The following is a 25,550-nucleotide window of genomic DNA, read 5'->3' on the forward strand; positions in this document are numbered from 1 at the left end:
GGGTTACTTCTTGTCCAGGGCGTACAGAACCGAGGCGTGGACGACGATGGCGTGGTTGCCGACGATGCCCCACGGCCTGGCGGTCGGCGCGGCCAGCGTGCCAGCACGGCCGCCCGGCACGATCGTGGCCGGCTTGCCGTCGAGGGTGCCGTAGATCGTCGTCTGGGTGACCGACTGCGGCGAGAAGTCCGTTAGCAGGCTCGTCTTGCGGCTGGTGAAGTTGATCATGCACTCACCCCAGGCGGCGACCTTGCCGCCCTGGTCGGGCAGCCACTTCCAGTCGTCCGGCTGCTGCGCCGCCACCTTCGGGCAGGTCGCGACCACCGAGCCGTCCGCGGTCGAGCTCACCGTCGGGATCACGTCGGTCGACTTCGCGACGTTCCAGATCACCAGCGCGCGCCCGGGGCTGGCCATCGCGATGTGGTTGATGCCGCTGGCACCGGCCGGCGGCTTGAGCGGCATTTCGACCAGGTCCTTGCCCGTCTGGCTCCAGTACAGCGGGCCCGCATACCTTGCCATCAAGGCCTTGTCGCCCTCGGCCAGCAGGATCGTCGACAGTCGCGGCTGGTTCTGCACGGGGTGCAGATCCTTGCCGCTGACAACACTCGCACCCGCGTCGCCGTCGTTCAGCAGTACCAGCGGGGACGTCCCGAAGAACTGCACCCGCGCGGCGTCCGGCAGTTCTACCTCCGTCGACTCGATGCCGTCACCGGGCCAGTAGAGCAACGATTTCGGCGTGGTCACCGCCAGCACCGGCTTGGAGTCGATGGTGGTGTAGACCGGGTTGTCCGCGTTCTTCGGCACCTTGTCCTGCCAGAGCACCTTGCCCGAACTGTCGAAGACGGCGATCTTGTTGTCCTGCGTCAGTACTGCGACCTCGCTACCGTCCGGGGACACCACCGGAGTCGAGTCCTCGGCGATGTCGACCGTCCAGGCCGCGTTCGTCGACCAACCAGGCGGCGCCGGCCGGGCCACGAACTGGTCGGGCACGACCTTCGGCGCGGGCAGTTCGGGCAGCTTGTTGGCGGCTGGGGGATTCGGGTCCTTGGGGCTGTTGTCGCGCGGCATCAGCAGATAGAAGGCCGTGCCACCGACGAGCACGATGGCCAGGCCGGCGGCGGCGATGATCGGCCAGATCGGCTTGTCCGACTTGGGTGCGGCTTCGATCGCCTCGACCCGGCCGTCGGGGTGGATGACCAGCGGCCAGGACGAGCCGTCGGATTCGACCGCGGTCGCCTTCACCGGGCGGCCGAGCTGACCCGCGCGGTCGGCCACGAGGGCGATCGCGGCCTGGCGTGGATCGTGGTGGTTCACCGGATGACTGCGCCCGGCGATCTTCACCTCGGCGTTGTGGTCGTCGTACAGCCGGATCGTGACCTTGGGCCACGAAGGGATGCCCTTCTCAGCCATGGTCACCCCTCATCCCCGCCACTGCTCTCCCTCGGTCATCGGGTTGTCGGCCTCTCGTTCTAGCATGTCGACCGCCCGAAGACATGCTGCCGCCCGAAGGCATACCACTCTGCGAGCCGGTCGGCTCGTCTGACCCCGACAAGGGGGTAGAAACATCCTCGCCTGTGGATGGGTCACATCAGCACACCCGGGAAGCGAGAGAATACTGTGGGCGACAGCCCGTGACACGCCGCGAGAGGAGGGGCCATGACGCAACCGCAGAACCCGTGGACTCGGCAGCAACAGTCGGGGCAAGGGTCAGCTCAACCGCCTCAAGGCCCCGTGCCGCCGCAGGTCGACATGACCCCGCGGGGCCCTTCCGCGCCTCAGCACGGAGTGCCCGCACCGGCCGAGGACCAGCGGCTGCCGAAGTTCGCCATCCCCGCGGCCGACACGCTCTGGTGGGTCGGGGTGCACGGTGGCGCCGGCGAGACGACGATGTCGCTGCTGCTGCCGGGGACGCGCGCGGCCGGTCACCGCTGGCCGATCCCACCTCCGCCCGTGCCGACGCCCGTAGTACTGGTGGCCAGGACGCATGGGTCGGGGTTGCGGGCTGCGCAGCGGGCCGCGATCGAGTGGGCCTCGGGCGTGGTCCAGGGGGTCGCGGTGCTGGGGCTGGTGCTGATCGCGGACGCTCCGGGCCGGTTGCCCCGGGTGCTGGACGACTTCGCCGACATCGTCGGCGGTGGGGTGCCCAGGGTCTGGGACATCCCGTGGATCGAGGAGTGGCGAAGGGGGGAGGATCCCACGCCAGAGAACACCCCTGACGAGGTTTTCGAAGTTCTCGAATCCATCTACGCTCTTCGCGCGTCAAACCCCGCGGACTACCCCGCCCCATACTGAAAGGCCTCATCGCTCATGTTGGCAAAGTTCATTCCCCTGCTGGTCCCGCTCGAGCCGCTGCCGGACGGCGTGCAGAGCAAGGTCGACACGGTGGTCAGCTGGGTCACCACGATCTCCATCTCGGTCTGCATCCTCGGTGTCATCATCGCGGGCGCGATGATGGCGATCGGTCAGCGCCGCGGTGAGGGTGGCGAGCACGCCGCCCGGCTCGGCTGGGTACTGGCCGGCTGCATCGTGATCGGCACCGCCTCCGGGTTCGTCAAGGCGCTGGTCTGATTGATCCGGCCGCACACTCCCCCGTCCGGCCCCGCCGAAGGCTGATCTCTGGTGGCTTGGTTCAGTCGCGACTCCTCCTCCGATGACGACGCCGGCGACGCGGAATCCACCTCTCCCTGGGAGAGCACCGGATTCGTGGCGTCGGCGATCGTCATCGGCGCCGTGGTCGTCTGTCTGGTGGTCTGGTTGCTCCTGGGCGGCCGTGGCGGGGGCACGCCCTCGACGCAGCCGACGGCCACGCCGAGCGTGGTCGAGCCGACCGACGAGACCACGGACGAGCCCACTGAACCTCCTGCCACTCCGGGGGAGCCCACCGCGACGGCGACTCCGCCGCCGCTCAACAACGGCCGTGGTGGCTGCAAGAGCAAGGCGCCGAACCAGAGCATCCCCCGGGTCGCCCCGGCGTCGGTGAGCTGGCAGTTCGAGACCGACATGCTGATCCCCCTGCAGGAGCAGGGCGGTCCGGCCGCGACGTACGCCAACGGTGTGCGCTACTGCTTCGCCCACTCGCCGACCGGCGCCGTGCTGGCCGCGATGGTGACCCTGGGCCAGATCCGCAATCCCCACCTGACCGAGGCCGTACTGCGGACCCGGATCGCGCCGGGCGCCGGTCTCACCCGGGCGCTTCGCGAGGTCAGGTCGACACCGACTCCCCGCGGCGAGGGCGATACCTCGCAGTTCACCGGGTTCAAGGTGATCGACTACGAGCCGACCAAGGCGATCGTCTCGATCGCGGTGCAGATCGACCCGCAGAGCGTGGCCGCCCTGCCGATGACGCTGCTCTGGCTGAAGGGCGACTGGAAGGTCGTGCTGCAGCCCGACGGCAGCTTCAACGGTGAAGTGGCGCCGGACGTGCTGCAGTCGCTGCAGGGGTATGTCCGGTTCGGGGGCGCCTGATGATCTCGCTCGGTTGCTCCTGGAAGCCCTGGGACTGGGACGACTGCGTCCACAAGTATCTCGGCGAGGCGCTGAACGGCGTCGTCGGCAGCCTCTTCAAATTCGTCTTCGACGCGATCAAGTCGGTCGTGGTGGCGGCTGTCAAGGCGATCATGGAGACCGTCGGCACGCTCTGGATCGACATCGACACCCCGAACGTCGCGAACAACAACGCCGTCACCTTCATCCAGCACTACACGCTCTGGATCCTGGTCATCGCCGCCACCATCTCGGTGATCATCGCCGGCATCCGGATGGCCGTCTCCCAGCGCGGTGAGCCGGTCCGCGACATCCTCCGGAGCCTGCTCACCATGGTGGTCGTGTCGGGAATGGGCGTCGCCTTCGCCGCCACCCTGATCGAGATCGCGGACTGGTTCTCCCAGGAGATCATCGACGCTGCCCTGGACGGCTCCTCGTTCTCCGAGCGGGTCGGCAACCAGTTGGTCGATCCGCTGGAGACCGACGGCCTCGGCCTGATGCTGGTGATCGTGATCGGCATCCTGCTGGTGATCACGTCGATCGTCCAGCTCGTCTTGATGGTGATCCGCTACGGCATGCTGATCCTGCTGGTCGGCATCCTGCCGCTGACCGCGTCCGCGACGAACACCGAGGTCGGGATGACCTGGTTCAAGCGGGCGGTGTCCTGGCTGGCCGGATTCATCCTCTACAAACCGGTTGCCGCGCTCATCTATGCCACCGCGATCAAGTTGATCGGCGTCCCCCGGGGCGCGGAGGGCGTGACGATCTCCGTCCTCACCGGCGTGACGATGATGGTGCTGGCCGTCGTCGCCCTGCCCGCCATCCTCCGATTCGTCTCACCGAAGGCGGGCTGACATGAACCCGTTGCTCTGCGACGACGGCTGGCTCGAGTGCATCAAGGACTTCCTGCTCGATGCCCTGACCCCTGCAGTTGAGGCGCTGATCAAGTTGATCTTCGATCCCATTCTCACCGCGTTGTCCGAAGCTGTCGGCGCCATGATGGCCGCGATCGGCACGTTCTGGGTCTTCGTCCCGACGCAGGCGGTCGGCAGCGCGACGACCGGCGCGCCGGCCGCGAACTCGGTCGCCTGGATCTGGCAGCACACCCAGTGGATCGCCGTCTTCGCGGCGACCATCGGCGTGATCGTGGCGGGCGCCCAGATGGCCTGGTCGCACCGCGGCGACAACCTCCGCGACCTGCTCCGCTCACTGCTCACGCTGGCGGTCGCCTCGACGATGGCGATCGCGGTCACCCAGGTGCTGATCGAGGTCGGCGACGAGTTCTCCCGCTGCGTCGTGCTGACCGGCCTGGATCGGACTCCCGGTGCGGGTTTCACCTGCAACGCGGGCGAAGTCGACCCGAGTGGTTTCGGCGCCGCAATGGTGGTCCTGCTGGGCCTGTCCGCGACCGGCGGTGCCGGCATCGGCCTGATGATCACGATCGGCATCATCACGCTGCTCGCCTCGATGCTCCAGGTCGTCCTGATGGTGGTCCGCACCGCGATGCTGATCCTGCTGCTGGGGGTGCTGCCGATCGCGGCGGCGGCCACCCACACCGAGATGGGCAAGGCCTGGTTCAAGCGGATAATCTCCTGGCTGGTCGCCTTCATCCTCTACAAACCGGTCGCGGCGCTGATCTACGGCACAGCGCTCAAGCTCACCGGCGCCGCCTTCGGCGAGGGCCATCAACAGGGCCCGCTGTCCTTCAACAGCGACCAGATCATGAACTCGATCACCGGCGTGACGATGCTGGTGCTCGCACTCTTCGCGTTGCCTGCCCTGATGCGGTTCATCACGCCGATGGTCGCCGCCACAGCGGGTTCGGCCGGAGCGGGCGCGCTCGCGGCCAAGATGGTCGGCGCGGACAAGGTCGCCGACAAGGTGTCCCAGTCCGCCGACAGCGAGAGTGACGGGCCGAGCGGTGCTCGCAACGTCGGCCGCGCCAGCAAATCGTCCTCCCAGAGCTCCAGCCCGAGCGGCTCGCAGAACTCCAGTCCCCAGCCCAGCGGTGGCGGAGGAGGCGGCGGTGGCGGTGGCGGCGCCAGTGGAGCCGGCGGTGGCGCCAGCGGCGGTGCAGGCGGTGGTGCGGGCGCTGGAGCCGGTGGCGGTGCTGCAGGAGGCGGCGCGGCAGCCGGTGGCGGTGCCGCGGCCGGTGGCGGTGCGGCAGCCGGCGGTGGCGCGGCGGCAGGAGCAGGTGCTGCGGCCGGACCGGTCGGCATCGCGGTCGTGGCGACAGCCGCCGCGGTCAAGAAGGGCGTCGACATGACCAAGGAAGCGGCTCAGGCCGGCGCCGCCGAGGCGATCGACAACGACTCGATGGATGAGGGACCAAGTGGCAGCGGCTGACGGCGTACGAAGCGCCCCCAGGACCTACGGCAACTGGCGGGCGCCCGCCAGCGCGGGCATCGCCGGTCTGGGCACGCTCGGCACCGGCATCATGATGGCCGGCCTGGTGGTGACCATGATCGCCACCCTGGCGGCCGGTCTGCCGGGCGCGCTGATCTCCCTGCTGATCGTCGGCGCGATCCTGCTGTTGCTGATGACCAAGGACAAGCACGGACACTCCACCCTGCAGAGGCTCTCGACGCGAATTGGATGGCAGCGAGCAAAGATGGCCAGGCACAACATCTACCGGTCCGGTCCGCTCGGACGTACGGCGTGGGGCAAGTTCCAGCTGCCCGGGCTCGCCGCGGCCTCGCAGCTGAGCGAGTTCAAGGACTCGTACGGCCGGCCGTTCGCGCTGCTCTACTACCCCAGCACCCGGCACTTCACCGTCATCATCAACGCGGAGCCGGACGGCGCCTCGCTGGTCGATGAGGACCAGGTCGACGTCTGGGTGGCGCACTGGGGTCAGTGGCTCGCGTCCCTCGGTCACGAGCCGGGCATCATCGCCGCCTCGGTGACGGTGGAGTCCGCGCCGGACACCGGCATCCGGCTCCGCCGTGAGGTCACCCACAACATGCAGGACGACACACCGGCGATCGCCCGGGCGATGCTGTCCGAGGTGATCCAGACCTACCCGGAGGGCTCGGCGCTGGTGTCGGCCCGGGTGGCTCTGACGTTCAAGGGCACCGACCGCAACGGCAAGCGCCGCAAGGAAGAGGACATGGGCCGCGAGCTCGCGTCCCGCCTCCCGGCCCTCACCCAGAGCCTGAACTCCACCGGCGCGGGTGCCGCCCGGCCGGTCACCGCGCAGGAGCTCTGCGAGACCGTGCGGATCGCCTACGACCCGGCGGCCGCGGTACTGATCGATGAGGCTCGGAGCCAGGGCATGTCGCCCGAGCTGCAATGGACCGATGCCGGACCGGCCGCTGCCCAGGCTTTCTGGGACAAGTACCGGCACGACAGCGCGTGGTCCATCACCTGGCAGATGACTCAGGCTCCCCGTGGTGAGGTCTTCTCCTCGGTGCTGTCCCAGCTGGTCGGTCCGCACCCGGACATCGACCGCAAGCGCGTCACCCTGCTCTACCGGCCGCTGGACGCCGCGACCGCGGCCCGGATGGTCGAGGCAGACAAGCGCAACGCCTCGTTCCGTGCGACCGCCTCCGCTCGCCCGTCGGCCCGCTCGATGGCCGAGGCGCGCGCCGCGGACCGTACGGCGCAAGAGGAGGCTCGCGGTGCGGGTCTGGTCAACTTCGGCATGGTGGTCACCGGCACGGTCATGACGGCCGAGCAACTGCCTGACATGGTCGCCGCGATCGACAACCTGGGCGCCACCGCCCGGGTGCTGCTCCGGCCGGCCTACGGGTCCCAGGACTCCGCCTTCGTCGCCGGGCTGCCGCTCGGCATCGTCGTCCAGAGCCACCTGTCCGTCCCGGCCGGTCTCCGGGAAGCCCTGTGAACCGTCGGGAGGCTCTGTGAGCAAGAAGAACAAGCCGGTCGATCCACTGCGCGGTGGCAAGCGCCCGATGCCCCGCGGCTGGCCCGGGATGGGCGGCGGCTACTCGACGTACCTGCAGGCCCCGGCCGAGTGGCGCGGTACGACGGTGCAGGTGTGCGGCATGTGGCCGTTCGCGGCGGGCACCGGCAGCCCGATGGTCGGCGTACCGATCGGCCGCAACATCCTGTCCGGTGCGACCATGTGCTGCGACCCGATCAGCTGGTTCATGCGGGCCAAGCTGATCTCGAACCCGTCGATGTTCGTGCTCGGCAAGCCGGGTCTGGGCAAGTCGACGATCACCCGGCGGATGGCGCTCGGCCTCGCGGGGTACGGGATCCAGCCGCTCGTGCTCGGCGACCTCAAGCCCGACTACAAGGACCTGATCCTGGCCCTCGGCGGCCAGGTGATCGAGCTCGGCCGCGGTCGTGGCCACCTGAACGTGCTGGACCCGGGCGAGTCCCGGAGGGCGGCGCTGCGGCTGACCGGCAGCGCCCGACAGGCGATCCAGGCGGACGCGCACGGCCGTCGCCAGACGATGGTGTCCGCGCTGATCTCGATCATGCGCTCGGCACCGCCGTCGGACCGCGAGGAGACCATCATCGACGAGGCCCTCAAGGTGCTCGACGAGCGCCACGAGGGCACGCCGGTACTGCGGGACCTGCTGAAGGTGGTCCAGGAGGCGCCGGACCGGGTCCGCAACGTCGCCCTGGACCGCGGCAGCATGGATCGCTATCGCCAGGTCACCGAAGGGCTCGAGGCCTCGCTGATCGGTCTGGTCGGTGGCGGCCGGCTCGGCGAGATCTTCTCCGAGCAGACCGACCATCCGATGGCGATGGACCGGCCGGTCGTCTTCGACGTGTCCAACATCGACGACTCCGAGACCAACCTGCAGGCCGCGGTACTGCTGGCCTGCTGGTCCTACGGGTTCGGCGCGGTCGCGGTCGCGCAGGCGCTCGCGGACGCCGGCCTGGAGCCACGACGGCACTACTTCGTCATCCTCGACGAGCTCTGGCGGGTACTGCGGGCCGGGCGCGGCCTGGTCGACCGGGTCGACGCGCTGACCCGGCTGAACCGTCAGCGCGGTGTCGGGATGGCGATGATCTCGCACACCATGTCCGACCTGCTGGCCCTGGAGCACCCCGAGGACCGGATGAAGGCGAAGGGATTCGTCGAGCGGTCCGGCATGGTCATCTGCGGCGGCCTGCCGCGGGCCGAGATGGAGAACCTGACCGCGGTGGTGCCGCTGTCCGACGAGGAGCAGAACATGCTCATCGGCTGGCAGGACCCGCCCGCGTGGGATCCCGCGACGGGTGAGGAGGCCGCGCCTCCCGGGCGAGGCAACTTCCTGGTCAAGGTCGGTGGCCGCCCGGGCATCCCGGTGCACGTCGGCCTGACCTCGGTCGAGCGCGAGATCAACGACACCAACAAGCTGTGGAAAACCGGCGCCGACGGCCGCCCGCTGAAGGTCGAGATCACCGAGGACGGCACCGAGGAGGTCCTCGAGGAGTACACCTTCGACGACCCCACCAAACTGCCACCACCGGACCCGAGCACCCGGGTAGTAGCGAGAACGGGAGTTGAGGAGTGAGCGTCGTCCGTCCGAACTCCGCACACTGTCTCCGGCGCCCAGGCGGGCGCCTCGCGGCGTTGTCGAAAGCGAACGATGGAAAAGCGTCGCCCGCTTCCTCCGCCTTGCGATCCACCCACCTGACCACCGGAGCCGGCGCACGGACTCCGAACGGAGGACACTGATGGCACAGGGCAGGCGCAGTACCGGACCTGGCGGGCTGTCCGTCGAGTCGGTGCTGGTGTTCATCGGCATCGGGCTGTTCGTCCTGGTGCTCGGCGGTATCTGGTCGTCGCTGAAGGTCGCCGCGGCGATCAACGACAGCCGCCCGATCTCCAACAACCCGGTGAACGCCCTGCTCGACCTGATCGACGGCACGGCGCGCTGGTCCGGCGCCGCCACCGGCATGCTCCTGCTCGAGCTGGCGGTGATCGCCGGTCTGGTGGTGCTCGGGTTCTTCCTGGTCCGCCGGATGCAGGGTGCCGGCTCCCGGGTGGACAAGTCCGCCCAGCTGATGTCGAAGCGCAAGGAGATCTACAAGCTCACCCGCGAGGGCGCGCAGCAGATCGCGAACCGCCTCGGCGCCGGGCACGCCGGGCCCGGCGTACTGATCGGCCGGACGGTCCGGGACAACCTCGAGGTCTTCGGTTCCTGGGAAGACATGCACGTCGACGTCTGGGGTCCCCGGACCGGTAAGACCACCTCCCGCGCAGTACCGGCGATCCTCGACGCGCCGGGCGCGGTGATCGCGACCTCCAACAAGCGCGACATCGTCGACGCCACCCGGGATCCGCGCTCGCAGCACGGACCGGTCTGGGTGTTCGACCCGCAGGAGGTCTGCGCCGAGGAGCCCAACTGGTGGTGGAACCCACTGAGCTACGTCACCGACGAGGTGAAGGCCCGCCAGCTGGCCGACCACTTCGTCGCGTCGCAGCGCTCGGAGAACGCCCGCACCGACGCCTTCTTCGATGCCGCCGGCACCGATCTGCTGGCCGGCCTGCTGCTCGCCGCCGCGGTGGCGAAGCGCCCGATCACGCAGGTCTACACCTGGCTTGCGGACCAGCGCAACGACGAGCCGGAGCGGATCCTGCGATCCACGCCCGGCCTGCAACTGTCCGCGGACGCGCTGTCCGGCGTCATCAACGCGCCCGACAAGCAGCGCGCCGGCGTCTATGGCACCGCCCAGCAGAGCGCCCAGTTCCTGGTGAACCGCAAGGTCACCCGCTGGGTCATCCCGACCGGCCCGAACGACAACAGGCCGCAGTTCAACCCGCACCAGTTCGTCCGCGAGGGCGGCACGCTGTACAGCCTGTCCAAGGAAGGCGCCGGTACTGCGGGCCCGCTGGTCACCGCGCTGACGGTGGCCGTGGTCGAGGCCGCCGAGGACTACGCAAAGACCTGCCCGGGCGGCCGGATGCCGAGCCCGCTGGTCGGTGTTCTGGACGAGGCGGCGAACGTCTGCCGCTGGAAGGACCTGCCGGACCTCTACAGCCACTTCGGCTCCCGCGGCATCGTGCTGATGACGATCCTGCAGTCCTGGGCCCAGGGCGTGGAGTGCTGGGGCGAGCGCGGCATGGAGAAGCTCTGGTCCGCCGCGAACATCCGGGTGTACGGCGGCGGTGTGTCCGACGCGAACTTCCTCGAGCGGCTGAGCAAGCTGATCGGCGACTACGACATCACCTCGAACTCGGTCTCGTACAACAAGGGCGAGCGCGGCACCAGCAAGCAGACCCAGCGGCACCACATCATGGAGGTCTCGGACCTGGCCTCGATGCCGCCCGGCCGGGCCGTGGTGTTCCCGTCCGGCATCCCGGCCACGATGATCAAGACCGTGCCGTGGATGGTCCGCCCGGACGCCGGTGCGGTGAAGGCGTCCTTCGCCCGCCACGACCCCGGCGCCTCCGCGCAGGCGATCGTTCCGCAGGGCGCGAGCGCCTGGATCGCGGCCGGTTCGCCACAGGCCGCCCCGCCGGCTCCGGCCGCGCCGTCCGGCCCGCCGACGCCGGTCTGGGAGCAGAACGAGGAGCAGCGTCGTGGATGGTGAGCAGGAACTCTTCTACCCGCACGTCGCGGCCTTCGTCGAGGACCGGCTCGTCTACCTGTACTGCCGTCGCCTCGGCCAGCAGTTCGTCTGGTGCCCCGAGTGGTACCGGCACGCCGAGGCGCTGAGCCGGCTCGACTCGATCTGGCGCGCCTGGGAGCACCTGCGGCTCGACCCGGCGACCGGAATGTCGGTCTGGTGGCGCGACCACGCGGACCCGCACATGATGGCGCTGCTGGACCCTGACGGCCCGTTCGCCGCCTGCCGCGGCCAGCACAGCGACTACCCGATCCCGCCGCTGCCGGTCAACGAGCCACCCGCCGGCCTCTTCTTCGACCAGCGTCAGCCGAACCTCCGCGGCATCTGACCCCCTGTACTCCGGTACGCCGTACAGGGGGCTCGGGTGATGCGGCTGTGTGGGTCAGGTGGGCTCGGGGAGGCCGAGGGTGGTGCCCAGGCGGGTCACTTGGTGATCCAGGTGCGCGGAGAACTGGGTGACGGTGTTTGTGAACTGGCCGAAGAGTTCGAGGCTCACCAGTCCGCAGAGCGACGAGAACGCCAGTAGGCCTCGGGCCAGCACCTCTGGCTTGAGGTCGCCCGGCAGACCGGGGCGGAGCCTGTCCAGCTCGCGGTGAAGCGCAGCCGTCATGGGCGGGTCGTCCGGCGCGGGCTCCAGGTCGGCATCGGCCAGCAACTGGAGCACGAGGAACGGCACCCGGCTCCCGGCGGCCGTGGTCCGCTCAGGAGGCGCGTGGTACCCAGGGACCGGGCTGCCGTAGAGCAGGGCCCACTCGGCCGGGTTCGCGACCGCCCAGCGGCGTACGGCTCGGCCTAGCGTGAGCCAGCGACGGCCCAGGTCTTCGCGGCGACAGCGGGCTTCCGCAGCCTCGACGGCGTCGCCGAACGCGGTGTAGGACTCCTCGATCAACAGCGTGAGCAACTCGTCCCGGCTCGGCACGTAGCGGTAGATCGCCGACGACACGAGCCCCAGTTCGCGAGCGATCGCGCGCAGCGACAGACCCGCGCTGCCCTCGGTGACGAGTTGCCCGTGCGCGATCCGGAGGACGTCTGCCATCGTCTGGCGGTGCTGGCGCTGCCGCGGGGTCTCCATCCCGGCATCATCCCGGCTGACCGGAGCGGCGGCAACTTTAGAGAGCAGTGCTCTTGCTTTTGGTCGACCGATCACGCACACTGGCAACAAGAGAGAGCGGTGCTCTCGAAAATCGGAGGAGTGGAACATGCACGAGATCTGGCGGTGGAGCAACCTGGGACTGGCCTTCGCGGTGGAGTTGGCCGGGCTCGGCATCTTCGCCTGGTGGGGTTGGCAGGCCGGCAACACCACGGTCGTGCGCCTGCTCCTGGCGATCGGCCTGCCGGTGGTCGCGGCCGTCCTCTGGGGCCTGTTCGCCGCCCCGACCGCGAACCACGGCGGCCCACTGGTCACCGCGATCATGAAGGTCGCCTTCTTCGGCCTGGCCGGTCTGGCTCTCTGGAGCCTGGACCACCGAATCCTCGGCATCGTCTTCGTCGTGGTCGTCGCCGCGAACCTGCTCGTCATCCACACCGGCAACCTGAGCCCCGACAGCCCTGCTGCCGAAGGCTCCACCGCCACCAGCGCGATCAGCCGCTGAGAACTGGCCGGCGCTGCTTGAGGTGTACTGCGCCCGGCACCGACGGCGCCGGGCGCGGGTCAGTCGCCGAGGCCGAAGTCGCGGAGTTCCTTGGTCTTGCGGCGGCGTTGCTGCTTGAGGTTCTTGCGGGCTCGCGGCGCCGCCTGCGGGGGATTGCGGACCGCCTCGGCCGCCGGTGGTTGCTCGGGGCGGCGCACCTCGGCTGCCTCGTTCCGCCGGTCGCGGGCCTCGGCGCCGTACGAGCTCGCGACCGCGTCGTCGTAGTTCGCGAGCCTGTCCTGGCGGTACGACGACGCCTGGAAACGGTCGGCCGCGGCGCGATCCGCGTCGGCCTGCGGGTCATCCCGGCCGGCGGCTCCGGCCCGTAGGTGGGCGGAGTGGGCCGCGTCGTTGCGCGCGAGTCGCCGCTCACCGGCCGCCTCGGCCCGGTAGTCGTTGCGGTTGCCCTCGGCAATATGGGCGAGCCGCATCGCCTCGGCGATCTCGGCGTCGGCCCGGTTCACGTCCTGCCGGTACCGCGCGTCCTGGAGCTCGCGTTCCTCGCGGGCGTCCTGCTCGATCTCCTCGCGGATGCGTTGCTGCTCGGCCTCATGGTCCTCGGCCGCCTCCTCGTCGTCCGACGTACCGGCCGCCAGGTCGGGGCTGTCCAGGTCGCCGCCGGCCTCCCACTCCTTGGCGCGGCGGTCCTCGCCGGCTGCCTCGGCGCCCGGCGCGAGCTCGTCCTCCCGCTTCCCGCGGTGGTCGGGCCCGAGCTCGACGGTCTGCTCGTCGTCCGTGTCAGCCATGCGGCTCCTTCCGTTCCCGCCCCCACGATGCCGCAAAACCAGGTCAGCCGCCCAGCCCTCCCCGGCGAGTCCAGATGTCGACTATTCGGCTCTCAGCGGGGAGTCCGGGGTCGAGTCAGCGGGTGGCGCCGGTGACCAGCCAGCCGTCGCCGCGTTCGCGGGTCATCAGCGTGAGCAGCCGCAGCAGCATGTAGCCGCCGAAGGCCCACCAGAGGGCGACCACGCCGCCATCGAACCACAGCACACTCAGCGCCATCGGCACGAACAGCACGAGCGCGATCACGCCGGCCACTGCCAGGTACCGCCCGTCGCCCGCGCCGATCAGTACTCCGTCCAGCACGAAGACGACGCCGTTGACCGGCTGCCAGATCGCGGCGACGAGCAGGATCGCGGCCAGCGTGTGCCGGACCTCCGGGTCGGAGGTGAACCACGGCACGTAGACATCCCGCAGACCCCAAAGCGCCAACCCGCCGACGAACCCCGAGACCAGACCCCACCACATCATCCGCCTGGTGATCGCCCGGGTGCCGGCGACGTCCCCGGCGCCGAGTGCGCGGCCGGTCAACGCCTGCGCCGCGATAGCGATCGCGTCCAGCGCCAGGGCGAGGAACGACCAGAGCGTGAAGGCGACCTGGTGCGCCGCGACGGACGTAGTGCCGAGGGAGGTCGCGACGTACGTGGTGAGCACGATCGCGATCCGCAAGGTCAGCGTGCGGATGACCAGGGGGATGCCGGCGTGGGCCGAGCCGAGGATGCCGGGCCGGTCCGGGCGGAGCTTGGCGCCGTCCCTGCGGGCGCCACGAACCACCACCCAGACCAGGGCGACGCCTGCGGCCGTCTGGGCCAGCGCAGTACCGAGGGCGGAGCCGGCGATGTCCAGGTCGAGCCCGTAGACCAGTACCAGGTTGAGCGCGATGTTCGCCAGGTTGGCGGAGATCGCCACCACCATGGGCGTCGTGGTGTCCTGCAACCCACGCAGTACTCCGGTCGCCGCCAGTAGGAGCAACATCGACGGGATGCCGAAACAGGAGATCCGCAGGTATGTCACGGCGTGGTCCGCCACGTCCGGCGACGGGTCGAACGCCCCGACGGTCGCCGGTGCGAGCAGGAGCCCGGCCACAGCCAGTACTACGCCCAGCAGCAGGGCGAGCCAGAGTCCGTCGATGCCCTGCGAGAGTGCTCCGCGGTGATCGCCCGCGCCGATCCGCCGGGCCACCGCGGAGGTGGTGCCGTACGCCAGGAACACGCAGACCCCGACGAGCGTCTGCAGGATCGTCCCGGCGACCCCGAGCGCAGCGAGTTGCGGCGTGCCGAGATGTCCGACGATTGCCGAGTCGGCCAGCAGCATGAGTGGCTCGGACACGAGGGCGAAGAACGCCGGCACCGCCAGGCGGAGGATCTCGCGGTCCTGCGCCCTGCCGGTGGGACGGTCGGCAGGTCGCTCGGCGGAAGGCTCGGCGGGCTCCGGTCGCTGGTCGCTCACGCGGAAGTTGTCCCCAGGGTGGGCCACGGCCTGTCGGCGGGGCGCCCGGACGACCTGGTGGTAATGGGCATGGGCCTCATTGTGCCTGGCCACGCCTGTGCACAGGCAACCGGACCTGTGGGTATCGAATCTTTTTCTTCTCCACAGTTGTGCGCAGACGAAACCGCAGGTCAGAGCAGGGTTGTGGAAGTCTACGAGCAGATATCCACAGGGATATACCCAACCTGTGCACACCCGTTCCCGGGGTTTCCCACAGCTCTTCCACAGGGGGTGTGGACGACCGGCTACCGGGGTTCGGGACAAGGGGCGTACGGTCGCGTGACTGACACCGTCCGCCCGCAGTCTCGGGGCGAGTCCGCCTGCGGATGCTGCCAGCGAAAGTGTCGGCGGGATTGGCTAGGATTCGAGCAGGTGTTCGAGTCGGGCCGGTTGGGTCGGGCCGGTTGGGTCGGGGCCGGCTCGAGTTGGCAGGTGCGGTGCAGGTGCGGTGCAGGTGCGGTGCAGGTGCAGGACGAGGAGGTCGGACGAGTGAGCGTTGCGGAGTTCCGCGGGGGCCAGGGCGGCGGGAACGAGGAACGCAACCCGGCGATGGGCTTCGACCGCACCCCACCGCAGGATCTGGCGGCCGAGCAGTGCGTGCTCGGCGCGATGATGCTCAGCAAGGACGCGATCGCCGACGTGATCGAGACGTTGCGCGGCACCGACTTCTACCGCCCGGCGCACGAGATCGTCTTCGACGCGGTCACCGACCTCTACGCCCGCGGTGAGCCGGCCGACGCGATCACCGTCGCGGCCGAGCTGACCAAGCGCGGCGAGATGGCCCGGATCGGCGGCGCGCCGTACGTGCACACCCTGGTCGCGTCAGTGCCCCTGGCGGCCAACGCCGGGTACTACGCGCACATCGTCCGCGAGAAGGCGATCCTGCGCCGCCTGGTCGAGGCCGGCACCAAGATCGTCCAGATCGGTTACGCCGGTGAGGGTGAGGTCGACGACGTCGTCGACCAGGCCCAGGCGGAGATCTACTCGGTCACCGAGAAGCGCACCACCGAGGACTACGCGCCGCTGAAGGACATCATGGAGGGCGCCCTCGACGAGATCGAGGCGATCGACTCCCGCGGCGACGCGATGGTCGGCGTACCGACCGGCTTCACCGACCTCGACGAACTGACCAACGGCCTGCACCCCGGCCAGATGATCATCATCGCGGCCCGCCCGGCGATGGGTAAAGCACTGGCGCTCGACACCCCGCTGGCGACGCCGACCGGTTGGACGACCATGGGCGAAGTCGCCGTGGGCGACCACCTGATCGGCGCAGACGGCCGACCGACGAAGGTCGTCGCCGCAACCGAGGTCATGCACGACCGCCCCTGCTACGAACTCACCTTCTCCGACGGCAGCACGCTCATCGCGGACGCTGAACACCAGTGGCGGACGGAGACCCGCGTCTCCCGCAAGTCCCGGTGGTCCGCCGAGAAGAACTACAACCGGTACCGGAACCAGACGCAGTTCGCCGAGATCAGGACCACTGCGGAGATCGCCGACACTCTTCACTGCCCCGGAAACGAGAAGCGGGTCAATCACTCGATCGACAATGCGACCGCACTCGCCTTGCCGCCGATCGAGCTCCCGCTGCCGCCGTATGCCCTGGGGGTCTGGCTCGGTGACGGGCATTCCGCCAGTGCGCGCTTCACCTCTGCCGACCCCGAGGTCGCGATGTTCATCGAGGCGACCGGTCTGGCGGTCCGTCAGCAGAGTTCCCTGAACTACTCGATGCAGTTTCCGAGGGAGGAGCGAGTACGGCGTACGTGCGTGGTCTGTGGGAGGACCTTCCTGCCGCGAACCAAGGAGGTTCGCACATGCGGCCAGAGCTGTGGAGGCAAGGCGCGCTTCGTCTCGGCGCCCGTGGCGGCTCCGACCTGCCCGGACTGTGGGAACTCGTACGCGGGCGGGCTCCGCTGCCAGTCTTGCCACGGGGACCATGGCACGGTGCAGGCAGTACTGCGGAAGATCGGAGTGCTCGGGAACAAGCACATTCCTGGTGAGTATCTGCGGGCATCGGAGGCCCAGCGACGGGAGCTGCTCGCGGGCCTCCTCGACACGGACGGCACCGTCAACCCGACCGGCAGTTGCCAGATCACACTGACCAACGAGCGGCTGGCGCTCGATGTCTATGAGCTGATCGTCAGCCTCGGCTACCAGTGCGGTCATCGGACCCGCCTGGTGGCCGGCAGGTCTCCCGAGTCATCGATCGGCCATGTCCTCACCTTCAGCACGGTGGACGACGTCTTCAAGCTGTCGCGGAAGATGATCACCCACAAGGAGCGGCGACCCGCGTCGACCGTCAGGATCGGCAATCGGCTGGTCAAGCAGGTCAAGCGGATCGGCAGCGTGCCAGTGCGGTGTGTCGAGGTGGCCAATGACGATCACCTGTATCTGGCCGGCAAGTCGATGATTCCGACCCACAACTCCACGCTCGGATTGGATTTCGCCCGGTCGGCTTCGATCAAGCACGGGTTGACGTCCTGCATTTTCTCGCTGGAGATGAGTCGTAACGAGATCACCATGCGGTTGCTCTCGGCTGAGGCGAAGGTGCCGCTGCACCACATGCGCAACGGCAAGATGACGGACGAGGACTGGGCCCGGCTGGCGCGCAAGATGGGCGAGGTGTCCGAGGCGCCGCTGTTCATCGACGACTCGCCGAACCTGACCATGATGGAGATCCGGGCCAAGGCGCGGCGGCTCAAGCAGCGCCACGACCTCAAGCTGATCGTGATCGACTACCTGCAGCTGATGACGTCGGGCAAGAAGGTCGAGTCCCGCCAGCTGGAGGTCTCCGAGTTCTCCCGTTCGATCAAGCTGCTGGCCAAGGAGCTGGAGATCCCGGTGATCGCGATCTGCCAGCTGAACCGAGGCTCCGAGCAACGCTCCGACAAGCGCCCGATGGCCTCCGACCTCCGCGAATCAGGCTGCCTGACCGCAGACACCCGGTTGATGAGAGCCGACACCGGCGCGGAGATCTCGCTCGGTGACCTGCTCGCGGCGGACGCCAAGGAGATTCCGGTCTGGTCGCTCGATGACCGGCTGAAGCTGGTGCCGCGCACGATGACGCACGTCTTCCCCAGTGGCGTGAAGGAGGTCTTCCGCCTGAAGCTCGCCTCCGGACGGGAGATCAAGGCAACGGCGAATCATCCCTTCCTCACCTACGACGGATGGAAGCCGCTGGGTGAGCTGGTGCCGGGTGACCGACTGGGCTCGCTCCGTCACGTGCCGCCGCCCTTGAACATCAAGCCGTGGGACGACGATGAGGTCACGCTGCTCGCGCACCTGCTCGGCGACGGTTCCTTCGTGAAGCGCCGGCCGATCCGCTACGCGAGCATCGACGAGGAGAACTTGTCGGCGGTCGCCTCGGCCGCGCAGCGCCGGTTCGGCATCACCCCGATCCGCGATGAGTACGCCGCCGCCCGCGTGATCACCCTGCGGCTGCCCGCGCCGTACCGGCTGGCTCGGGGCAAGCGAAACCCGATCGCAGCCTGGCTCGACACGCTGGGGTTGCTCGGTCTCCGCAGTCACGAGAAGTTCGTCCCCGAAGGTGTGTTCGGCCTTCCCAAAGAGCAGGTCGGCGCCTTCATCCGGCACCTCTGGGCGACGGACGGTTCGGTTCGCTGGGATGCCAAGACCGGCCAGGGGCGGATCTACTACGCCTCGACCAGCCGTCGGCTGGTCGACGATCTCGCCCGACTTCTGCTCCGCTACAACATCTTCAGCCGGATCAAGGTTGCGAAGAAGGCCGGCTACCGCGACTCGTACCACCTTCACCTCTACGGCGCGGAGAACCAGCTGCGGTTCTGTGACGAGATCGGCGTCCATGGCCTGCGTGGGTTGAAGGCTGTCGAGGTGGCGACGGCACTCCGCACGGTGCGTGCCAACACCAACCTCGACACGATTCCGAAGGAAGTCTGGTCGCAGGTGCGCACGGTGTTGAGCGAGCGCAACGTAACGCATCGGGAGTTTGCTGCCGCGATGGGTACCCAGTTCTCCGGGTCCACGCTGTGGAAGCACGCGCCCAGTCGCCAGCGCCTTGCCAAGGTTGCCGACGTGCTCGGAGACGCGGACCTCGAGGTGCTCGCCACCAACGACATCTTCTGGGACACGATCACCTCGATCGAGAGCCTTGGCGAGCAAGAGGTCTACGACGCCACCGTGATGGGTACCCACAACTTCGTCGCCGAAGGAGTTGCTGTCCATAACAGCCTCGAGCAGGATGCTGACGTCGTCATCCTGCTTCACCGCGAGGACGCCTACGAACGCGAGTCCACCCGCCCCGGCGAGGCCGACTTCATCGTCGCCAAGCACCGCAACGGCCCCACCGCCGACGTAGTCGTGGCCTTCCAGGGCCACTACTCCCGCTTCGTCGACATGGCCCACGACTCCTGAGCTTGCTTGGGTCAGTCGACCTTCCACCTCTGGGCTGAGATTGATTCTTGGGCTAGGAGGCGGAGGGTGGAGATGAGGGTCTCGCCGAGGATGGTGCCTATGACCACGGACTCGGCGATCTGGTCGGGGGTGGTTCGGTCGGCGCGGGAGGTGACGGCGGCTACCTCTAGTTCGGTGAACTTCTCTACGGCGTCGGCGTAGGAGTCGAGGAAGCCGGCCAGGTGGTCCTGGTCGAGGGTGCGGAAGGCCGCGACCGTTTCGATCAGGGTGGTGAGGGCGGGGGCGTCGGGGTCGATCGTCCAGCCGCGGGACCTAACCAGTTCGTCGACCTGAGCTGCTGCCTCGGCGCGGACTTCGGTGCTCGCGGTGAGTTGCGGCTGCGGGGTGATCGCCCGGTGGGCGCGGCCGATCTGGTCGTGCAGGGACAGGGAGTCCGAGTTGAGAGCCTCGATGATCCGCTTCACCCCGGCTACAGGCACCTCACCTAGATCCACCAGCGCCCGGATCAGCCGGAGCCGGTGTAGGTGCTGGTCGCCGTAGTCCGCCTGGTTCGGGCTGGTCAGCTCGCCGGCGGGGAGCAGGCCCTCGCGCAAGTAGTACTTGATCGTCGGCACTGGCACCCCCGACACCCGGCTCAACTCAGCGATCCGCATATCTCCCTTGCCTTTCCTCGACTCCTGATGGATAGTAGCAGTATCCATAGCGGATAGTGCGACTATCCATGACAGGAGGAAGCTGATGATCGTCGATGTCGTACTGGTGCTGGCGACGCTGGTGTTCCGAGCGCTGGGCGCGCTCGGGGTCCGGAGGTTCGCCAGTTGGCCGGTGAGTGCCGCGCACGGAATGGCGGTGATGCTGCTGCTCACCGCGAGCGCGCACTTCGTTCCCGCCTCGGTCACGGTGATGCCGAACCACGCGGACATGGTCCGGATCGTGCCGCCGTTCCTGCCGTTCGCGGACGCGCTGGTGTACCTGACCGGAGTGCTAGAACTGTTCGGGGCGCTCGGACTGGTGCTGACGGCAACGAGGTGGGCGGCCGGTCTGGGGCTCGCGGCGCTGTTCGTCACGTTGCTCCCGGCAAACATCTATGAGGCCGTCGCGGACATCTCGTTCGCCAACGGCGAGACGGCGACCCCGCTGTGGCAACGGATCCCCGAGCAACTGCTCTACATCGCGGTCGTGCTGTGGGCGGCCCGTTCAGCCGACAGTACGCCGACCCGCAGGCTGCTCGGCGCGGTCCGCCAGAAGCCGCAGCCCGAACTCGTCGACCACTGAACAACGACCAACCACAACCCCCAGCAACCGCAGTGAAGGAGCAACAACCATGGAGCTGAGCGAGGCCTCCCGGACCATCGCCGGAGCGATCCTGCTCACCATCGTCACGATCCAGTTCGGCGGCTGGTTCATGACGAAGATCGTCCGCGGTGACGTGCCGATGACCGACTTCCAGAAGTCGTTCGCGCGGGCCGGTCACGGACACGCCGGCGTGCTGGTCATCCTCAGCCTGGTCGGACTGCTCTACGTGGACTCGACCAGCCTGGACGGATTCTGGCTGTGGGTGGGCCGCCTGGGCATCCCGGTGGCGGCGATCGTGATGTCCGGCGGGTTCTTCGCCTCGTCGGCAGGCAAGGACCGCACCAAGCCGAACCAGTTCATCTGGGTCCTGTACCTCGGAGCGCTCTCCCTGGCCGCCGGCGTCCTGACCCTGGGCATCGGCCTCATCACCGCATGACCAGATCACCGCATGGCCAGATCACCGCATGGCCAGATCACCGTATGGCCAGGCCGAACACCATGATGACGGCACGGCGACTCAGGCAAGGGCCTGATCAACCCACGCCTGAAGGGCTCCCGGCTCCTTGGTGATGCCCCACCAGAGCAGGAAGCCGTCGTGCCGCAACTGGAAGCGTCCGCTCTCGTCGACCCCCACATTGACCTGGTGGAAGTCGACGAAAGGCATGAGCAGCGCCGCCGCGATCGCGACAGCAGGCCCGGCCTCCCCGTCGGCCGGGTTGGCGCTGACCAGGTCGAGCGCCAGGCGACCCGCCGCCGCGGCCGCCAGTACCGGGGCAGCTCCGCTCGGGACCTGCAGTTGGGTCACCCGCAGCCGCCCGACGAGGTCGGAGTCGACCACCTGGGTCAGGTGGTCCGCCGAGCCGAGGCCGATCCATCGCTTCGGCCGCTCGGTCGCCGTCACCAGGTCGACGATCGCCTCGGGGTCAGCGGACACCGACACTTCCGGGCGCCCTGCCTCATCCAGTACGCCGCGCACCGCGTCCGGCTCGTCCGTGAGCACCAGTGTCAGGTCCCGCGTAGCCCGCGCCGCCACGGTGAGCGCAGTACCGGGGCCGTCGACGGCGAGGATGATCGGCGTGTCCTGGAGGTCCTCGGGCCAGCCGCTTCCCGGCCGGAGCTGCTCAGCGCTGTAGCCGAGCGCAGTACCGGTGAAGAGGTCGCCAACGCTGCGCAGCGCCTCCCAGTCCTCCTGCAACTGCTCGGCCAGGCGCTTGCGGTCCGGCTGCTCCGAGTTCATCTGCTGTCCTCGCCGTCTGTTGCCGCCTCGCCCGAATTCTGTCCCACCACTCAAGCAGGAGTCGTACTGCGTACGTCGACCTGTGGGTATCCCGTCGCGCGGACCAGCTCCGCCGTCTCGTAGAACGAAGTCGGCCCGCTCTCCTCGTACCCCGAAAGATCCAGGCCATTGCCCCGGGCGCCCAGTGTGGCGTCGAGCGCGTCCCGCACCGACAGGGGAGTCGGCAGCCATGGCGCGACGGCGTTGAACCGGTGGAATCCGGGCTCGAACTCGAGCGCCCGCGCGATGATCGCGACCACGTCCTGCACCGCGACCGTGGCAAGACTCGTGAACGGCAGGTCGATCCCGCCGAGCGACTCGGGGGCAACCGGCGAAGTGCTCTCCGGTACGACGACGCCGAGCCGGAGGACCGTCATGGCGAGCTCGGGATCGAGGCGCTGGAAGTACACGCAGACCTCCTCCATCAGCGCCTTCGACAGCCCGTACGCATCGTGCGCGTCGCACGGGTGGTCGGCGGGGATCGGGAGTCGCCGCGGCAGAAACTCGGGCGACAGGCAACCGCTCGCCGCGATCGAGCTCGCGACCACGAACCGCCGCACCCCGCGATCCGCGAGGTAGCGCAGCAGCCGTCGGGTGCCGAGGACGTTCACCGCGAGCCCGGCCTCCTCGGTCGTTCCGCCGGTCTCCGCGGCGAGGTGAACCACCGCGTCGAGCTGATACGTATCCAGTTGCGCGAGGTCGGCCTCGGACCCGAAGTCCCCTTGGACAGCAATCCATGGGCCGGTCGATCGCCCTCGGGACAGAGTGATCACCTTGTGGGTGGTGGACAGGTGGCGGGCCAGGCGGGAGCCGACGAAGCCGGTCGCTCCGGTGATCAGGACGTGGTTCACAGCTGCCGTTTCATGGTCGGGAACGGATGGTCGGGGACAGATGGCTACTCCGCGTCGGACGCAGCCCGGGCAAGGTTGAGGCCGACGTCGCGAATCAGGCCGGCTGCTTCCGGCGATGCCTCCAGTGTGTACTCCGCGCCGAGCGCGGCGATCCCCGCGACGTACTGGATCAACAGCGCCGGCGCCTCCGTGCTCAACCGCACCACAGACGCCACCTCCCCGCTAGAACCGGTAGCGGGTTCGATCGTGCCAGGGATCGTTCCGAAGAAGCTGTCGCGCACAACCTCGGCCGGCAACTGCACCCGCATTACCGCCGTGTGCCGGTAGGACGCCGCGGCGAACGACTCCAGCAGGTACGACGCTGCGTCCGCCGCAGGGAGCTCCCGGGCGGAGAAGTGATGCCGCGTCGGCGCGATCCGCGAGATCCGGTCCACCCGGAAGGTCCGCCAGTCCGCCCGATCCGGGTCGTACGCGAGCAGGTACCACTGCCCGTGGATCGTCACCAGCCGATGCGGCTCCACCCGCCGGTCACTGCTCGCCCCGCGACGCCCCGAGTAGCTGAAGGCAACGATCTCCCGATCCCGGCAACAGGCGGCCAGTACGGCGAGTCCCGCGGCATCCACCTCAGGAATCCCATACCGGGTGATCACCTCGGCCGCGCCGACGGCAGCAACCGACGGCCGCAGCCGGGCAGGGAGCACCTGCTCCAACTTGGCCAGCGCACTCATCGAACTGTCCTGGAGCCCGGACACCCCACTGCCCGCGGCCCCGGCCAGCCCGACCGCCACGGCGACCGCCTCGTCATCGTCGAGCAACAGCGGCGGCACGTTCTTCCCCGCGGCCAGCCGATACCCGCCGGCCAACCCCGTCGTACCGGTCACCGGGTAGTCGAGGGACCGCAGCCGCTCGACGTCCCGGCGTACAGTGCGGTCGGTGACGCCGAGGCGCTCGGCCAGTTCGCGGCCGGACCACTCACGACGGCTCTGCAGCAACGACAGCAGCCGCAGCAGTCGTCCGGGCAGATCCTTGCGGGCACTCACGAGATCCAGACTCGCATATCTTCCGGACAAGATGTGTCCGCAAGAGCTCCTAACGTCGGAGCCATGACTACGAAGATCGAAGGACCGGTGTGGACGAAGGAGACCGACGGCTATGAGGAGGAGCGACTCGGCTTTCAGCGACTCGCACCGCACCAGCCGGAGCGCATCGTCGGCGCAACGACTCCGCAGGACGTTCGATCGGCAGTCCGCTATGCCCTGAAGCACGGGCTCAAGGTGGCAGCCCGAGCCAGCGGCCACGGTCACACCAGGCCGCTCGACGGCGGCCTGCTGATCACCACCGGCCGCTTGGACGCAGTGACCGTCGATCCGGAGAACCAGACGGCGTGGATCCAGGCGGGCGCGACCTGGAAGCAAGTGATCGACGCGACGACCCCGCACGGCCTAGCCCCGTTGTCCGGCAGCTTCCCTGGCGTCGGCGCAATCCCTTACACACTGGGCGGCGGCCTCGGCCTGATGGCCAGGCGCTTCGGCTTCGCCGCCGACCATGTACGCCGCATCGAGATCGTCACGCCAGACGGCGAACTCCGCAACGCCGAGGAAGACCCCGACCTGTTCTGGGCACTCCGCGGCGGTGGCGGCAACTTCGGCATCGTCACCGGCCTGGAGATCGACCTGTTCCCCGTCACCACTCTCTACGGCGGCAGCCTGTACTACGACCTGAACCAGGCGCCGGGCGTGCTCGACACCTGGCGCGAGTGGACCCGGACGGTTCCGGACGAGGTGACTTCAGCCGTGGCCGTGCTGGTGTTCCCCGACATCCCGCCGGTCCCCGAACCCCTCCGCGGCAAGCACGTCGCGCAACTCCAACTCAGCGTGCTCGGAGCAGGCCAGGAACTCGTCCAGACGTTGAGAGAGCTCGGCAAGCCGCTTCTCGACACCGTCGGCGAACTGCCCTACACCGAGTCGGGCAGGATCTTCGCCGAGCCCGAACGTCCCGACGCCTACCGCTCCCACAACGTGCTGCTGAACACCTTGGACGCCGAGGCACTCGCCACGATCCCGAAGCTGGCAGGCCCTTCCGCAGAAGCGATGTGCGTGATCGGGATCCGCCATCTCGGCGGCGCACTCGCTCAGCCGCCCGCCATTCCGAATGCCGTCAGCCACCGCGACGCGGCGTACTCGCTGACCGTCCTGTCACCAGGCAAGCGCGACGTGACCGCTCGGCACCAACGGATCCTCGAGCCCTGGACCGACCACGTGATCGGCCGGTTCCTCAACTTCAGCTTCGCCCCGCTCGACCAGGAGGAGACCCGAGCCGCCTTTGACCCGCCCACCTACGAACGACTCACCAAACTGAAGACCCACTACGACCCTCACCACCTACTCCAGCCGAACCACCCGGTTACAGGGCAGCAGTGACGTCGACCTCGACGAGTTGGCCGGGGAAGCCGAGTTGGGCTACGCCGAGCAGGGTGCTGGCCGAGGTGAAGGCGGGCGCGAGAGGGGAGGCGTTCAGTTGGGTCCAGACTGCGCTGAGCTGCTCGCGGACCGGGCTGGCGACGTAGATGACGGTCCGTACTACGTCAGCCGGCCTGGCGCCTGCCGACTCGAGGGCGACCAGGATGTTCTGGATCACCTGCTCTGTCTGGCCTTCGAGTCCACCGTCGGCCAGGTCGCCCGACTCCTTCAGCGGGCACTGGCCGGCCAGGAAGATCAGTTGGTCGGCGGTCACCTTGGTCACGTGGTGATAGCCGGGTGTCGCGTGCAGGGCCGGGGGATTGGTGCGCTCGATCGTCACACCCCGAGCAAACGCCACCCCCCG

General features: G+C 68.7%; 23 protein-coding genes. 14 read left to right on the forward strand and 9 right to left on the reverse strand.

All coding sequences use genetic code 11. The features are described from left to right. Positions 1-3: 3 nt before the first annotated feature. The gene (locus tag EV644_RS11005; protein WP_199239741.1) at positions 4-1,410 is read right to left on the reverse strand and encodes a hypothetical protein; all 1,407 of its coding nucleotides are present in this window, start codon (positions 1,408-1,410) and stop codon (positions 4-6) included. A gap of 339 nt (positions 1,411-1,749) precedes the next feature. Between EV644_RS11005 and EV644_RS11010 the strand changes: the two genes are divergently transcribed. From EV644_RS11010 to EV644_RS11050, 9 genes are all read left to right on the forward strand, one after another. Then, entirely contained in the window at positions 1,750-2,292 is a 543-nt protein-coding gene (locus tag EV644_RS11010; RefSeq protein ID WP_242001017.1) for a DUF6668 family protein, read from the forward strand. Between the two features lie 15 nt (positions 2,293-2,307). Continuing rightward, positions 2,308-2,568 carry a TrbC/VirB2 family protein gene (locus tag EV644_RS11015; protein ID WP_132191766.1) on the forward strand — a complete coding sequence of 87 codons (261 nt, stop codon included), beginning with the start codon at positions 2,308-2,310 and terminating at the stop codon, positions 2,566-2,568. Positions 2,569-2,619: 51 nt separating this feature from the next. Then, on the forward strand, positions 2,620-3,465 hold the full coding sequence (locus tag EV644_RS11020; RefSeq protein WP_132191765.1) for a DUF8175 domain-containg protein: 846 nt from the start codon (positions 2,620-2,622) through the stop codon (positions 3,463-3,465). Continuing rightward, on the forward strand, positions 3,465-4,337 hold the full coding sequence (locus EV644_RS11025) for a TrbL/VirB6 family protein (protein WP_132191764.1): 873 nt from the start codon (positions 3,465-3,467) through the stop codon (positions 4,335-4,337). The genes EV644_RS11020 and EV644_RS11025 overlap by 1 nt, the downstream gene beginning before the upstream one ends. Position 4,338: 1 nt before the next feature. Continuing rightward, entirely contained in the window at positions 4,339-5,829 is a 1,491-nt protein-coding gene (locus EV644_RS11030; protein WP_132191763.1) for a TrbL/VirB6 family protein, read from the forward strand. Then, a complete protein-coding gene (locus tag EV644_RS11035) occupies positions 5,804-7,324 on the forward strand; it encodes an SCO6880 family protein (protein WP_132191762.1) in 1,521 nt (506 codons plus the stop codon). The genes EV644_RS11030 and EV644_RS11035 overlap by 26 nt, the downstream gene beginning before the upstream one ends. A gap of 16 nt (positions 7,325-7,340) precedes the next feature. Continuing rightward, a complete protein-coding gene (locus EV644_RS11040) occupies positions 7,341-8,951 on the forward strand; it encodes a putative type IV secretion/conjugal transfer ATPase (RefSeq protein ID WP_132191761.1) in 1,611 nt (536 codons plus the stop codon). Between the two features lie 163 nt (positions 8,952-9,114). Then, complete coding sequence (locus EV644_RS11045) at positions 9,115-10,974, forward strand: type IV secretory system conjugative DNA transfer family protein (protein ID WP_132191760.1); 1,860 nt, start codon at positions 9,115-9,117, stop codon at positions 10,972-10,974. Next, complete coding sequence (locus EV644_RS11050; RefSeq protein WP_132191759.1) at positions 10,964-11,338, forward strand: DUF4913 domain-containing protein; 375 nt, start codon at positions 10,964-10,966, stop codon at positions 11,336-11,338. Before EV644_RS11045 ends, EV644_RS11050 begins: the two co-directional genes overlap by 11 nt. A 54-nt stretch (positions 11,339-11,392) precedes the next feature. On the opposite strand, the gene EV644_RS11055 is transcribed toward EV644_RS11050, so the two are convergent. Then, entirely contained in the window at positions 11,393-12,082 is a 690-nt protein-coding gene (locus EV644_RS11055) for a TetR/AcrR family transcriptional regulator (RefSeq protein ID WP_132191758.1), read from the reverse strand. 127 nt (positions 12,083-12,209) lie between these two features. Here EV644_RS11055 and EV644_RS11060 point away from each other — a divergent pair, with 127 nt between their 5' ends. Continuing rightward, positions 12,210-12,602, forward strand: a complete 393-nt coding sequence (locus EV644_RS11060) for a YrdB family protein (RefSeq protein ID WP_132191757.1) — start codon at positions 12,210-12,212, stop codon at positions 12,600-12,602. Positions 12,603-12,661: 59 nt separating this feature from the next. Here EV644_RS11060 and EV644_RS11065 read toward each other — a convergent pair whose 3' ends face one another. Both EV644_RS11065 and EV644_RS11070 read right to left on the reverse strand, forming a co-directional pair. After that, positions 12,662-13,387 carry a hypothetical protein gene (locus EV644_RS11065; protein WP_132191756.1) on the reverse strand — a complete coding sequence of 242 codons (726 nt, stop codon included), beginning with the start codon at positions 13,385-13,387 and terminating at the stop codon, positions 12,662-12,664. Between the two features lie 115 nt (positions 13,388-13,502). Beyond that, positions 13,503-14,870: an MATE family efflux transporter gene (locus tag EV644_RS11070; protein WP_370451475.1), complete on the reverse strand. Its 1,368-nt coding sequence runs from the start codon at positions 14,868-14,870 to the stop codon at positions 13,503-13,505. 588 nt (positions 14,871-15,458) lie between these two features. On the opposite strand from EV644_RS11070, the gene EV644_RS11075 reads away from it, so the two are divergent. Further along, positions 15,459-19,304, forward strand: a complete 3,846-nt coding sequence (locus tag EV644_RS11075; RefSeq protein ID WP_132191826.1) for a replicative DNA helicase — start codon at positions 15,459-15,461, stop codon at positions 19,302-19,304. Between the two features lie 11 nt (positions 19,305-19,315). Here EV644_RS11075 and EV644_RS11080 read toward each other — a convergent pair whose 3' ends face one another. Beyond that, a complete protein-coding gene (locus EV644_RS11080) occupies positions 19,316-19,957 on the reverse strand; it encodes a MerR family transcriptional regulator (RefSeq protein ID WP_132191755.1) in 642 nt (213 codons plus the stop codon). Positions 19,958-20,042: 85 nt separating this feature from the next. Here EV644_RS11080 and EV644_RS11085 point away from each other — a divergent pair, with 85 nt between their 5' ends. Next, positions 20,043-20,579, forward strand: coding sequence for a DoxX family protein (locus EV644_RS11085; protein ID WP_132191754.1), 537 nt, complete (start codon positions 20,043-20,045; stop codon positions 20,577-20,579). Between the two features lie 49 nt (positions 20,580-20,628). After that, positions 20,629-21,036: a hypothetical protein gene (locus EV644_RS11090; RefSeq protein ID WP_132191753.1), complete on the forward strand. Its 408-nt coding sequence runs from the start codon at positions 20,629-20,631 to the stop codon at positions 21,034-21,036. Positions 21,037-21,117: 81 nt separating this feature from the next. Here EV644_RS11090 and EV644_RS11095 read toward each other — a convergent pair whose 3' ends face one another. Genes EV644_RS11095 through EV644_RS11105 form a run of 3 tightly spaced genes read right to left on the reverse strand, consistent with a single transcriptional unit; the run spans position 21,118 to position 23,767 of the window. Further along, positions 21,118-21,837 carry a hypothetical protein gene (locus EV644_RS11095; RefSeq protein ID WP_132191752.1) on the reverse strand — a complete coding sequence of 240 codons (720 nt, stop codon included), beginning with the start codon at positions 21,835-21,837 and terminating at the stop codon, positions 21,118-21,120. A gap of 50 nt (positions 21,838-21,887) precedes the next feature. Then, on the reverse strand, positions 21,888-22,727 hold the full coding sequence (locus EV644_RS11100) for an NAD-dependent epimerase/dehydratase family protein (protein WP_158292785.1): 840 nt from the start codon (positions 22,725-22,727) through the stop codon (positions 21,888-21,890). Positions 22,728-22,771: 44 nt separating this feature from the next. Next, complete coding sequence (locus tag EV644_RS11105; RefSeq protein ID WP_199239742.1) at positions 22,772-23,767, reverse strand: helix-turn-helix transcriptional regulator; 996 nt, start codon at positions 23,765-23,767, stop codon at positions 22,772-22,774. Between the two features lie 63 nt (positions 23,768-23,830). Between EV644_RS11105 and EV644_RS11110 the strand changes: the two genes are divergently transcribed. Continuing rightward, a complete protein-coding gene (locus EV644_RS11110) occupies positions 23,831-25,147 on the forward strand; it encodes an FAD-binding oxidoreductase (RefSeq protein WP_132191750.1) in 1,317 nt (438 codons plus the stop codon). On the opposite strand, the gene EV644_RS11115 is transcribed toward EV644_RS11110, so the two are convergent. Continuing rightward, entirely contained in the window at positions 25,131-25,526 is a 396-nt protein-coding gene (locus EV644_RS11115; protein ID WP_132191749.1) for a RidA family protein, read from the reverse strand. The genes EV644_RS11110 and EV644_RS11115 overlap by 17 nt on opposite strands. Positions 25,527-25,550 lie beyond the last annotated feature (24 nt).

The organism is Kribbella orskensis, assembly GCF_004342085.1.
In the GTDB taxonomy this organism is placed as follows: Bacteria; Actinomycetota; Actinomycetes; order Propionibacteriales; family Kribbellaceae; genus Kribbella; species Kribbella orskensis.